This window comes from Vibrio thalassae, assembly GCF_900089835.1.
GTDB lineage: Bacteria > Pseudomonadota > Gammaproteobacteria > Enterobacterales > Vibrionaceae > Vibrio > Vibrio thalassae.
Genome location: NZ_OANU01000146.1, coordinates 1 through 12,688 on the forward strand (window position 1 = coordinate 1; position 12,688 = coordinate 12,688).

The 12,688-nt window shown below is 43.3% G+C and carries 14 protein-coding genes and 1 pseudogene; 9 read left to right on the top strand and 6 right to left on the bottom strand.

Going from position 1 to position 12,688, the window contains the following annotated elements; all coding sequences use genetic code 11:
- The coding region (locus tag VTH8203_RS22675) for a transposase domain-containing protein (RefSeq protein ID WP_167385841.1) at positions 1-177 on the top strand (177 nt) is incomplete at its 5' end.
- A gap of 50 nt (positions 178-227) precedes the next feature.
- On the top strand, positions 228-449 hold the full coding sequence (locus VTH8203_RS22680) for a hypothetical protein (RefSeq protein ID WP_096995671.1): 222 nt from the start codon (positions 228-230) through the stop codon (positions 447-449).
- A 46-nt stretch (positions 450-495) separates the two neighbouring features.
- Here VTH8203_RS22680 and VTH8203_RS22685 read toward each other — a convergent pair whose 3' ends face one another.
- Positions 496-1,350, bottom strand: coding sequence for an SMP-30/gluconolactonase/LRE family protein (locus VTH8203_RS22685; RefSeq protein ID WP_096995672.1), 855 nt, complete (start codon positions 1,348-1,350; stop codon positions 496-498).
- Positions 1,351-1,680: 330 nt separating this feature from the next.
- On the opposite strand from VTH8203_RS22685, the gene VTH8203_RS22690 reads away from it, so the two are divergent.
- A complete protein-coding gene (locus VTH8203_RS22690) occupies positions 1,681-2,019 on the top strand; it encodes a hypothetical protein (protein WP_158296226.1) in 339 nt (112 codons plus the stop codon).
- A 252-nt stretch (positions 2,020-2,271) separates the two neighbouring features.
- Positions 2,272-2,580: a DUF6482 family protein gene (locus VTH8203_RS22695; protein WP_096995674.1), complete on the top strand. Its 309-nt coding sequence runs from the start codon at positions 2,272-2,274 to the stop codon at positions 2,578-2,580.
- Between the two features lie 52 nt (positions 2,581-2,632).
- On the opposite strand, the gene sigZ is transcribed toward VTH8203_RS22695, so the two are convergent.
- The 4 genes from sigZ to ohrR form a co-directional block, all read right to left on the bottom strand.
- A complete protein-coding gene (gene sigZ, locus VTH8203_RS22700; protein WP_096995675.1) occupies positions 2,633-3,172 on the bottom strand; it encodes an RNA polymerase sigma factor SigZ in 540 nt (179 codons plus the stop codon).
- Positions 3,173-3,206: 34 nt separating this feature from the next.
- Positions 3,207-3,878 (bottom strand): EamA family transporter, encoded by a 672-nt coding sequence (locus tag VTH8203_RS22705; protein ID WP_244181305.1) that lies wholly within the window; start codon positions 3,876-3,878, stop codon positions 3,207-3,209.
- Positions 3,879-4,393: 515 nt separating this feature from the next.
- Positions 4,394-5,308, bottom strand: a complete 915-nt coding sequence (locus VTH8203_RS22710) for a LysR family transcriptional regulator (RefSeq protein ID WP_096995676.1) — start codon at positions 5,306-5,308, stop codon at positions 4,394-4,396.
- 6 nt (positions 5,309-5,314) lie between these two features.
- A complete protein-coding gene (ohrR, locus tag VTH8203_RS22715; RefSeq protein ID WP_167385860.1) occupies positions 5,315-5,755 on the bottom strand; it encodes a transcriptional regulator OhrR in 441 nt (146 codons plus the stop codon).
- Positions 5,756-5,864: 109 nt separating this feature from the next.
- On the opposite strand from ohrR, the gene ohr reads away from it, so the two are divergent.
- The 5 genes and pseudogenes from ohr to VTH8203_RS24680 all read left to right on the top strand — a co-directional run.
- The gene (gene ohr / locus VTH8203_RS22720; RefSeq protein ID WP_096995678.1) at positions 5,865-6,287 is read left to right on the top strand and encodes an organic hydroperoxide reductase Ohr; all 423 of its coding nucleotides are present in this window, start codon (positions 5,865-5,867) and stop codon (positions 6,285-6,287) included.
- A 270-nt stretch (positions 6,288-6,557) separates the two neighbouring features.
- On the top strand, positions 6,558-7,358 hold the full coding sequence (gene nagB, locus VTH8203_RS22725; protein WP_096995679.1) for a glucosamine-6-phosphate deaminase: 801 nt from the start codon (positions 6,558-6,560) through the stop codon (positions 7,356-7,358).
- A gap of 332 nt (positions 7,359-7,690) precedes the next feature.
- Complete coding sequence (gene recQ, locus VTH8203_RS22730; protein WP_096995680.1) at positions 7,691-9,823, top strand: DNA helicase RecQ; 2,133 nt, start codon at positions 7,691-7,693, stop codon at positions 9,821-9,823.
- Positions 9,824-10,505: 682 nt separating this feature from the next.
- On the top strand, positions 10,506-10,709 hold the full coding sequence (locus VTH8203_RS24675) for a hypothetical protein (RefSeq protein ID WP_158296227.1): 204 nt from the start codon (positions 10,506-10,508) through the stop codon (positions 10,707-10,709).
- Positions 10,710-11,086: 377 nt separating this feature from the next.
- Positions 11,087-11,554: pseudogene (locus tag VTH8203_RS24680) on the top strand (IS4-like element ISPpr2 family transposase); the annotation flags it as partial.
- 280 nt (positions 11,555-11,834) lie between these two features.
- Here VTH8203_RS24680 and VTH8203_RS24910 read toward each other — a convergent pair.
- Positions 11,835-12,688, bottom strand: an 854-nt coding sequence (locus VTH8203_RS24910; RefSeq protein WP_208617791.1) for a hypothetical protein, incomplete at its 5' end; no start/stop codon positions are given.

Here is a 12,688-nt window from a genome sequence, read left to right on the forward strand (position 1 = left end):
TGGCTTTTTTCAACCAATCCAAAGGGAGCTGATGCGAGCGCGATGCTTTATAGCATCGTCGAGACAGCGAAGGTCAACGGTCTCATCCTCTACGATTACATGGTTAAATGCATGCAAGAGCTGGCGAAAGCAGAGCCAAATATCGATGCGCTCCTGCCCTGGAACTTCAAACACTAACAATATCGCCCCGTGGGTTTATGGGGCGGATACAAATTAACGTCTACGATATGAGGAATAAGCAACGATTTATCGTGCTTAACATCGGTTTTAGCGACACAACCAAAGCGGATTTTATGTGGAGCAATATGCCAACAACAAGCTGCCGAGACTATATTTCTCATTTGGTGGTTTCTGGCAACGTAGTCGCCAAGAAGTATATTACAGAAGATGATTTAAGCGATATGAATCGAGCAGCGTATCATCAGCAACCGCTCTCGATGACTTGTTAACAGCGGTGCACTTGGATGCACCGCTATGATTTCACTGTCGTTGTGTTTATACCGTAACCGCTGCTAGTGTTTCTTTGACACCCTGAGCTACGTTTTTAGCAATCAGCAACTTGCCTTTTTCATTACTGCCTTCCGCAGAAGTCACAATAAGATCAGTCAACGCTTCACCACCAAAACCAACCATGGTTGGATTCTCTGATGGTACAGCTATCACATCAACAACCTCGCCCTCAGGTGAGATTTTCACCACAGATTGACCTGCATACATAGCAACCCAGTAGTTACCCTCAGCGTCCACACTAGCACCATCAGGGCGACCATTATGCTCCGTGAGATCGCAATGGACTAGCTGCTCACCATATTGGCCCGTCTCAGGATTATAACTGTGCTTATACACTTTACTTGATCCAGTATCAGCCCAATACAGCCACTGCCCATCAGGAGAGAACGCAAGGCCATTACATGTCCAAGCAAACATCGGAAGTGCCTCAATCGTGCCATCAAGATGCAATTGGTGGAATTGGCCTTGATCGCCAACCTTTGCACCGTTGCGTGTTCCCGCGATAAAACGACCTCCCGGAGCCGTGCGCCCATCATTATAACGCATGCGCGGAAATTCAGAGACCAACGGCGCCAGTGAGGTTTTCTCTGCACCCCATGCGCTAATGTGATACATACCTGACTTTAGCGCTACGATGAACCCCTGCTCACCGTGCATAGCGAAACAGCCAATCGGTTCGCCAAACTCAAGTTTCTCGTTCACACCGTCTTTTTGACGCCAAAGTTCTCCATCACAGATGTTCACCCACATCCAAGATTCATTACGCCAGTCCCAGCGTGGACATTCCGCCAAATCAAAATCGAGATCGACGAACTTTTCAAACTGAATAGGTTGTGCCACGTTCATGTCCTTTTTGTATCAATTAAGGTTGGTAATTTTCTGGCACTGTTGTAACAAAATCAGCGCTAGGGTGCTAGCGCTGATTAACAATTTGAAGGACAAATTTCAGCAATAAAGAAACCACAATCGTTCCCTAGTGAACAATCTACGACGGATTTAATCCCTATGGCCCGCGACCTTGAGTTGACTGGCGTTATTTAACTGAAAGTCGGATTTTAAGTATGTCGTATTCGAAGGTAGGGCGAAGTCGCTCTCATTGAAGCACTTAAAGTTCGACATTTGCTAAACCTATCCCAAATTACCAGTATTCATCATCATTGAGGAACGACTATGGATAGGTTAACTCTTCAAGAATGCTTAATAAATACATTGAAACAGCTAGAGACTTATAAGAGCACTATGTACTTGCGTGAGGATGCGTATGACTTGGAATCTGGGATTAGAAAGTTAACGGATCAGCTTTTCAGCATTCAGATACTTAGTGAACTCAAAGGATCTCACGATGATATTTCAACATCGATTCAGATCTTACAGTCAATAACCAAAGAAGCATCTCAATCCCAAGAGCAAGGATTTGAGCTTGAAGATGCGCGCAACCTTATTGAACAAACCCTAGAAGCAAATCGAGCTTTGTCTAAAGTAACTTTGGGACGTCTACATCATGCATGAAAAACGTCAACCCTACTTCATCGGTACCTACTACTCCGGAAGCGGATAACGAAAAGTATTGATTGGCCACTGACTCAGATTAGTGCTTTTCACTTTCTACAACTCACTCAGCCTTTGCTACGCCTTGTATTTACAATGTAAACACAAGGCTATTTGAGTTTAAAATAGCTTGCCTGTGCAACATCCATTTATACCACTTGAACATTTGCGCCATTCAGGACGTAGAAGTACTACCTATAGAAGGAGAGCACTATGAACACCAAATTAAGCTCATTAGAGCAATTTGCTCAGTTTGATAAGTTGATCATCCATTCACTCGAAATGTCGTTGTATCAAGCTTCTGTGATGATTGATGGCCACGAACACTATATCACCGAGGAAAATGGTCAATTGATCCGCAGCCACAATGTCGTCGATATGCGTCGCCTCTGCCATAACATAGACGCTAAAGAGGTCGTACTAAGGCAAGACAGTGCTTACGACGAGATGATTGGTAGTCCAATTAAAGTGGGAGAGAACACCTTAGAGGTGCCGTTGGGAAGCTTTCGCTCCGTCCTGTGATGGAAACAAGTTAAGGCGCAGTGCCATTGGTAGTACACTGCGCCCTCAACAACTAGCACTTGTTGCTCTTTGATTGTTTGGCTTCGTAATCCAAAACATTTCCTTGTGCATCGAATGAGAACTGACAGCACTGCTGATACACGGCTCTTAATTCCGAGCGACTCTTTTGTACACGTGATTTCAGCGTTGAGTAGCTAATGCCCATTTCAGCGGCAACCTGTTTCTGCGATTTACCGTCGATATCGACCGACTGCAAAAGCGCTGCAGAAGTTTCAGACAAAGAGCGCATTAACGGTTGCATACAGTGAGCGAGCTGTTGCTTTGCGTCCTCTTCAGAGCTTTCGTACCACAACGACTCTCCCTCAAGACCTGCGCTTCTGCCATTTGCCCGATAAAAATCGATCACCGATCTATTAGCAATTTGAAACAGCCAAGACTTAATGCTGTCTGGATTTTGTAGTTTATCGAGGTTTTGATAGGTTTTAATTAGAATCTCCTGGAGTACATCTTCTGCATCAGCCTCATTAGCAATCTTACTTAGCAAGAAACTACGCAACCCCGTTTGATATTCTGACCAAATCTTTTCTAACATTATCAATTCCCAATGTTATTACTACCCGTAATCACTATTTTACGGCACCATGTGAACGTGCGCGTTTTAATCCATCTGTCGCTAATATTAGTAGAGCGACCATCACCAACAAATACGTCGGCAGATCACTGGTAGCAACTCGTTCGCCTAACAGCAAGCCTACACAAAAAACTAGCACAGGTTCAACGTAACCCAATAAACCGAATAACGACATAGATAGCGACTGTGACGCAAACAGAAACAGTAGCATAGGAACCGAACCTGCTACCGCCAAACCAAGATAGTACGCCCAAATAGACACGTTTAGCTGCTGAATGTAATCCCAAGGTTGCAGATATAACATTGCCGTTAATGCAAATGGCATCAAAAACAGGTTATCTAGGGCGAAGCCAACGTCACTCTTAATGTTGAGCGTACGTCGATGCACAAAATAAATGGGGTAGCCCAACGCGATCAGCAATACGATCCAAGACAGTCCTTCCGCCATCATATAAGCATAGATCACTCCTGCACCCGCAATGCAACATGCTAGAGTCTGTAATGGTGTCAGCTTATCACCATAAACAAATCGTCCCACCACAACCAATACCAGAGGGAGTGAAAAATAACCTAAAGCGACCGACAGAGTTTCTCCGTACAACGGAGCCCAAACGAAGATCCAATATTGGGACCAACAAGCAATGCCGATAACAAATATCGATGCCAACGATTCATCTGCTTGAGAGCGTTAAATAGCAATCCAATTCTGCCGCTAATCGTGAGAAAGATAAGCACGACAAATACGCTCCAGATAACTCGTTGGGCAGCAATCCAATGTCCCTCCCCTCCCGCTACCTTAAACGCTTCCAATTCTGGTTGGAACTGGACATAAAGAGGTAATAAACCAAACAAACACGAGGCAATAACCGACGCACTAACCCCTTTAGCCGTGTCGGACAAGCTTGAGAATCTACTAATCATTGAATGCTTTTTATTGATGAGAAATAACTCGCGGACATTACCGCATTTTAGACCGTTTTTATATCGGTTTTTCTATGTCTAATTCACTTTTTATAGTTAGTTTAGTGTGATAATTATCACCACTAACCTATATCCAGTTTGAGAGTGCGTGGCGATAGTGATTCTTGATGCTTTGAATGTTAAACGCTGACTTCGTATCGACCGACAACAGCAAGTAGAGTGCTATCATCCAAGTCGATATGAAGGTTTAAAGCGAGGGTATTAGGAGATATTTCGAAGGTAATGGCATAGCCAGGCAATGGCATGATCGTTAATACTTGCCCGGTTCCAAACTAAGCTGTATGCGACTTTTCCATACTCAAATGGCAGCGGTTTTGACACTAACCCTTTTGCCTGAAGCGCGACATCTGCCCATTTTTTTGAGCTAGTAAACAGCAAATTGGATTGATGACAAAGCACTGCTGCAGCACCAAAATCCGACACATTGACCTTAACTTCTCTGGCGCGATATTTCTGACGCAAAGTTTGTTCAAAGTAAGGGCGATTAAGCTCAGCATCAGCGATGCCGATATGCTGGCTATTTAAGTAATCATCAATCGTAAGTTCACGATCCGCTAATGGGTTGTCGGCGGACATCAAACACACCAATTCATCTTCCAGAATTACCTCCCAAATCAACTCTTTGGTATTAGTGGGGGCTTGACTGACATCGTGAGGAAGAATGATGAAATCCACTTGCCCACTGTGCAAAGCGTCGAAACCAAAACGAGCTTTTGTCATGATATTCAGTTTGGCTTTTGGTGTGCACTCAATGGTAAGACGAGCCAATGAGTGAGCAAATAGTTCAAAAGTGCTCTCCCTCATCGATAAGCTAAATCGCCCTTCAAATGAATTAGGCTCAAATCGCGTTTGGTTTAATAGCCCATTCATACTTGCCAGCATAGAGTGTACCAATGGCGCGATTTTGACAGCATAAGAGGTTGGGGTGAGTTGAGAACCATCACGATAGAAAAGTTCATCGTCCAGTATGTCACGCAACTGAGTGATAGTTTTGCTCACACTGGACGGCGTAACCGACAGTACTTCCGCTGATTTGGTGACACTCCTTGTGTCAAGCATAACATGAAGCGCCAGAATATGCTTAAAGCCTACTTTTGATAATCCTTCGATATCCATTAAGAACTATTCCATTAGGTTATTCGTTAATTGCTCACAAATCCGTTTCAATGTCAGCGCATCTTCGAACGCTAATTGAGCCTTGCATGCTATAGAATTAGGGACCGACATAGCTTGCTCACGAAGCGCAATACCTTGTTCTGTCACGGTTATCATTCGTGCACGTTCATCAGTCTCACTTCGCTTCCTCTCGATAAGCCCCTTTTGTTCCAAACGTTTCAGTAGCGGGGTAAGTGTGCCAGAATCCAACTTCAAATCCGCTCCAATGTCTTTAACGTTCATCGGTGCTTTCTTCCACAATACAAGCATGGTCATGTATTGCAGATATGTCAGGTCGATTTGCTCTAATATTGGTCGGTAAGCACGTGTCAACGCATTGCTCGCACTGTAAAGCGCGAAGCACACTTGTTTGTCAATATCTAATGATTCGAGTGAGTCGAGCTTCATAACGGTCCAAATTATTCATCTATATTGCGCACAATATACTTGTAACCACTCCCATTTAACAATATGATTTGTACACAATATAATTACGCACAACAAAAAGGACTAAATCATGCCTGCACTTTATACAACTTCTGCGACTGCCCTAGCTGGACGTAACGGTCAAGTGACGACCGACGATGGGCTGCTGGATTTGCCATTGTCATACCCGAAAGCACTCGGCGGCTCGGGAACAGCGACTAACCCAGAACAGCTCTTTGCTGCTGGTTATTCAGCGTGTTTCTCGAATGCGGTACTGCATGTTGCCCAGCAGCAAAAGATCGAACTAAAAGCAGCACCAACAAAAGCAACTGTGGCGTTAAAAGCTAACGAACAAGGCGGATTTGTTCTCGATGTTGCACTTGAGGTGACTTTAGATATGGAAGATGCAGCAGCGATTGAACTGGTTCGTGCTGCACACCAAGTATGTCCGTATTCAAATGCCTTGAGAGGCAATGTCGATGTTGCAGTAACTGCAAACGGTCAAGCCATCTAATTAATTTAAGAGGGCATCTTATGTCCTCTTGCCTTTACCCTACAGAAAATACATAACTTCCGTATCGTAACCACTTTATTTACCTACCGAAATTTTCAACTTCCATCGCTTTCGATTTGGTCATTTCATCACCACGAAATCGATGAAACTCGATCCCGATCAAGAAAAATCGCAAAATTCACAGAAAAGTAATAGCCGACTCGAAAAACTTATTTTATAATGCGAATTAATGTTTCAGAACAAACTAAATTCTATTATTAGGGGATCAACATGAGACTTATTCCATTACAAAACGCAGAACAAGTAGGTAAATGGGCAGCACGCCACATCGCAGAGCGTATCAATGCATTCCAACCAACTGCTGAAAAACCATTTGTTCTAGGTTTGCCAACTGGTGGAACACCTCTTTCTACTTATAAAGCGCTGATCGAACTATACAACGCAGGCGAAGTAAGCTTTAAGCACGTTGTAACATTCAACATGGATGAGTATGTTGGTATCGACCCTGAGCACCCAGAATCTTACCGTTCGTTCATGTACAACAACTTCTTCAACCACGTTGATGTTCAAGAAGAAAACATTAACCTTCTTGACGGTCTAGCTGAAGATATCGATGCTCACTGTGCAGCATACGAAGAGAAAATCCGTTCATACGGCAAGATCAACCTATTCATGGGTGGCGTTGGTATCGACGGTCACATTGCATTCAATGAACCAGGTTCTTCTCTAGCATCTCGTACTCGTATCAAAACTCTGACAGAAGATACTCGTATCGCTAACTCTCGTTTCTTTGATAACGACATCAACCAAGTACCTAAGTACGCACTTACTATCGGTGTTGCAACTCTTCTAGATGCTGAAGAAGTAATGATCCTAACTCTAGGCCACAACAAAGCACTTGCTTTACAAATGGCAGTTGAAGGCTCTGTAAACCACATGTGGACAGTAACCGCACTTCAAATGCACCGCAAAGCTATCATCGTTGCTGACGATGCGGCTCAGCAAGAGCTTAAAGTGAAGACAGTTCGCTACTTCAACGAACTTGAAGTTGAGAACATCAAAGGCCTATAAGCCAACTTTTTGAGCAAGGGTAATGGAACTTTCTTGTTACCCTTTGTTCTAAAAAGAAGTCACTCGACATAAAGAGTGATTAGCAATGGAGTGCTAACGTATTCCAAAGCTCCTTATAAGTCGGGCTTATATGCCAAGCTAAGCCCGACTATCTCTCTTATTAAACTTCCTTTTCGCCCCCTCTTTTTCGATTTCTCTGTCATCAATTACAACTTTTATTACATTTCTTTCATTGAGTGACCTGGTGTCAATGCACGTACTTTCACTCTAAGCTTGAAAAGGGCTATTACGCCTGAGACACTGTCTCAACCTATTCTCAAATAGCCAAACCAATGACTCCACAACATTTACTCAAATCCCTTTTTGGTTACGATGATTTTCGCCATCAACAAGCGTCCATCATCAACACCCTGATGTCAGGAAACGATGCATTAACCATCATGCCGACTGGGGGCGGTAAATCCATCTGTTATCAGATCCCTGCTATTTTGCGGCACGGTGTTGGGGTTGTGGTTTCACCACTTATTGCCTTGATGCAAGACCAAGTCGATGCCCTTCATCAAATTGGCGTGAAAGCGGCGTATTTAAACTCAACCTTAACCTCCTATGACCAGCAAGTAGTCGAACAGCAGGTTCGAGCGGGCGATATCGATATCCTTTATGTAGCGCCTGAACGACTGATGCTAGAACGAACGCTAGCTCTGCTGGAACAGTGTCATTTGTCGTTATTTGCTATCGATGAAGCGCACTGCGTGAGCCAATGGGGACATGACTTTCGTCCTGAATATCAGAAGTTAAATGTCCTAAAACAGCGCTTTCCTTCTGTGCCGAGAATCGCACTTACTGCGACTGCCGATAGCCGCACGCAGCAAGAAATTGTCGGGCAGCTGGCGCTTGAGAATGCCGAAGTCTTCGTACATAGTTTTGATAGACCGAACATTCAATATCACGTCTCAGATCTTAGTAATGCTAAGCATGAACTCTGGTCTTTCATTCAAGCCCATCATCCCGAAGATGCCGGTATTATCTATTGCCTGTCACGCAAGAAAGTAGAAGAAACGGCTCAATGGCTTAACGAATTAGGTAAGGTCGCCCTTCCCTATCATGCAGGTATGTCGGCGGATCAACGATCTGTGAACCAACAGAGATTCCTGCGAGAAGAAGGCATTATCATTGTTGCAACGATTGCATTTGGTATGGGTATTGATAAACCCAACGTGCGTTTTGTCGGGCATCTCAGTCTACCAAAAAGTATAGAAGCATATTACCAAGAAACCGGACGTGCCGGACGTGACGGTCAGCCGGCTAACGCTTGGATGGCCTATGGTATGCAAGATATGGTTTTGCAACGCCAAATGGTGCAAAATTCCGATGCGTCAGAACAATTCAAGTTCACCTCCATTCAAAAACTCAACGCACTGTTGGGCTATTGCGATCTTGCCACTTGTCGTCGCCAAGCTCTGTTGGCTTATTTTGGAGAGTCGCTTGAACAGCCTTGTGGTAACTGTGATAACTGCCTGACGCCACCTGAAACTTGGGATGGACTCCAAGCCACTCAAAAAGCACTGTCTACCGTGTTTCGCACCGAGCAACGTTTTGGGGCCAGTTACTTAATTAATATTCTTCTGGGTAAATCAGATCAGAGAATCGAACAAAACCAACACCATAAAATATCGACCTTTGGTATCGGTAACGAACTGAACGCGAAACAATGGCAAGGTGTATTTCGTCAATTGCTGGCGATGAACCTCCTAGAGGTGCATGGTGAGCATGGCAGCCTTCGCTTGACCGAACATTGTCGCCCCTATTTGAAAGGCGAAAAACCAATTCAATTGCGAAAACTTCGTACTTCCAATTCTAAAACTCGCTCTAGTACCAAATCTCGTCGCTCAGGGCTTTCTAAAGGGGACATGATACAGTTTGAACAACTCAAACAAGTACGAGCATCATTGGCAACAGAACAGCAAGTTCCTGCTTATATCATTTGTAACGACGCAACACTCGAAGCGCTCGCTACTACAAGGCCTCAACAGCTAGGTGAACTGCATCAAATTTCGGGATTTGGCGAGACCAAAATCAATAAATATGGACAGCGCTTTATTGATGCTATCGAACCCAAAACAGAGCAAGAAATCGTATTAAATGAGACTGAGCTTGAGTCATTAACTCGACTTCAACAAGGGTTAACACCTGAACAGATTGCTTCCGAGCGTAATATTAAGTCGGCAACGGTATTGGCTCATTTAGCCAAGGCCATTGAAATCGATGCCTGTCAACTCGAACAAGTCATTGATCTTAGTGAAGCAGAGTTTGACACCATCGCGACAGCAACAGTAAGTCTAAATACGTTACAGGATTACAAACTCAAGCCACTCTATGAGCACCTTGAGCAACGGTACGACTATGCGGTTTTGAAATGCGTCGTAGCAAAAATCTCATCAATCGCAAAAAATTCTGTGAAATAAAAATGAAAAATCAGTTTTCAAGTTTGCCATTCGCTTTACCACTTTAGTCTAATATTCCAATCGACACGGTGAATATATGATCGAATTGTTTCTACATCATCATGTGTAGCCAACAATCCTTAAGATTTTTGTATTGGGAGACTCAGCCCTCCCGAGTTTACTATTACTATCTTTCCCCACCGAGACTCTGCTCTCGGTGTTTTTTTATCTGTCGTTTTTCTGGCGTGAGTAATGGTAGTTAGGGTGTTTGATACTTCCTAACGCAAAAGTCTGATGTGGATTTGATGCTGAGTATAATTACCTAGCAAGCTTTATATACATACAGTTGCAATTATTGACGCTATCGCTCGCTGTAAACGATAAGAGTTTTTAAGAATGCCGTGATGTCCAACATCATTAATGGACATTTATTTGCCAGCGCTTTTGCTAAATTAGCAAACTACGAATAACCACAAGTATGGCAAAGTATGTTTCCAGCAGTGAGTCTGAAACAAAGATCGCACTGATAGGAAGCTAGGGTAAAGTGCAGGCCAAGAAGATTTACGTTAAACTCGGTTTACTCAACAACCAATGCTAATCTTGCCAGTGCCTAATCTAACAAATATGGTTCTTCGACGTTTTGTGTGGGTTTAGGTTAAAATTGGCACCTCCTAAATAGGCTCCAATACAAGGTCCAGTCACATTGAATTCTACTGATATTTTTATGCTCGGGTTGGGTGTGCAAGCCCCCTGGAAACTTATCGACCAATCCCTTAATACAGAACATTCTCCTTATGAGCTTCAACTACAAGTGGGGACTGAACGTGGAGAGCTTTACTCTTGTCCAGAATGTAGCGTTCCTTGCTCTGCACATGACTTCAAAGAGAAAACATGGCGCCATCCTTAGGCATCCCCTCGTATAAGCTAGCATTGGCGGGAGATTGAGGTTACCCCTAACGGTTTTTAACCTAGTCCTCAATTTCTCCCTTTATGATTACTCAAGAATTAATTAACAACCATGTGAATGAACTCTTCGGCCAGAATATGCATGTGAAGCGAGTTCAATCACTCAGTAATGCAGGTGAAGAAGCTGATTTGGAGAAAACGATAAAAGCGAATACGAGCAAGACTCGAAGCTATTCATTATTTCGTCAAGGCTGTATTTATTATCAACTATTGCCAAATATGCGGGAAGAATGGGCAGCACCTTTAATGAATAATTTCTATCGTTACTTGAAGAGTCACCGTATTTACCGCCGAGTATTTGGGATTTTGTGACATTAAATTTATGAGGGGATCTCTAAGATCGCAACGACTTACCCTGATATTCACTCCGTCAGGCTTAGTACCGTTTTTACTTTTGTTGAATCGGGAATGCGTGACCAAAGAGTGACTGTCACATACCTTGGTCGTGGTCTTAAAAATAGCTCTGATACAGATAAGAAGCACGATATAAAGCGAGCTGACAGGTTAATTGGGAACCCTTATTTGCATAGTGAACGGCTCTATTTTTATGAGTTCATGACTGAACATTTGGTTGGCCATAACCCTCTCCCTCTTGTCATTGTCGATTGGTCTTCTATCAACGGTCAGGGAATATTTCAAGTGCTTAGGGCTAGTATCCCTATGGGTGGCAGAGCCTTAACGTTATATGAAAAAGTGTATCCAGAGTCTGAATTAAACTCAGAAAAGGCCCACAATGACTTGCTGGATAATCTTGCACATTGCTTGCCTGTCGATTGCCAGCCTATCGGACGCCTCACCAATGCTAACGTCTATGGTTTGTGCAGGGCTAGCATCAACGAATGTTACTTCTACTGTCACAACTGAACCGTTTACTAAATGATTATTCTCCTGGGCACCGTTTATTCTGTGCATACATAAAACCATGGGTTTACCCGTGGATAAATGCCAACTCCAAAATTACAGCGTAAGCTGTTTGTAATTTTGGCCAACGCTTTTGCGTCGTCACGGTAAGTACCCCCGGGCATGCCCGGGGGAATCTTTCAACAGTTGTTGATTAATCATAACTTCAAAAACTAGGGTATATCTCCAAGGATTGTGCTCGATTGCTAAACTGACCAAGATTAGGATTATTTCGAACAAATGTTCCTGCTGTATCACCATTCCAGAGTACAGCTTTTACATCTTTACCGACCTCCATTGACTTTATACTATTGTTCTCGACGAGACCTGCAAAATTAACGTGAAAATAATAACCATTGGTCATGCAATGCTTAAAAGGTTGCCCTTGAAAATTTTCCTTGGTCCATAATCGAACACACGTTGGCTCTAATGCATTGGTAAATGGGTATATCTCCAAGGATTGTGCTCGATTCCTAAACTCACCAAGTCCACTATTATCCTGCGATGGCCAAAATGTTCTGTTTTTATCACCATTCCAGAGTACAGCTTTTACATCTTTACCGATCTCCATTGACTTTATACTATTGTTCTCGACGAGACCTGCAAAATTAACGTGAAAATGATAACCATTGGTCATGCAATGCTTAAAAGGTTGCCCGTCAAAATTTTCCTTGGTCCATAATCGAACACACGTTGGCTCTAATGCATTGCCAGCTGGGTATATCTCCAAGGATTGCGCTCGATTCCTAAACTCACCAATTCCACTGTAAGAATGCGATGGCAAAAATGTTCTGTTTACAGCACCATTTCCACCATTCCAACCATTCCAGAGTACAGCTCTTGCACGTTTACCGACCTCTATTGACTCTATATTATTGTTCTCGACGAGACCTGCAAAATTAACGTGAAAATAAGAACCATTAGTCATGCAATGGTCAAAAGGTTGCCCTTTAAAATTTTCCTTGGTCCATAATCGAACACACGTTGGCCCTACTTTTCTAGGATTTTCCTTTGGAGTGA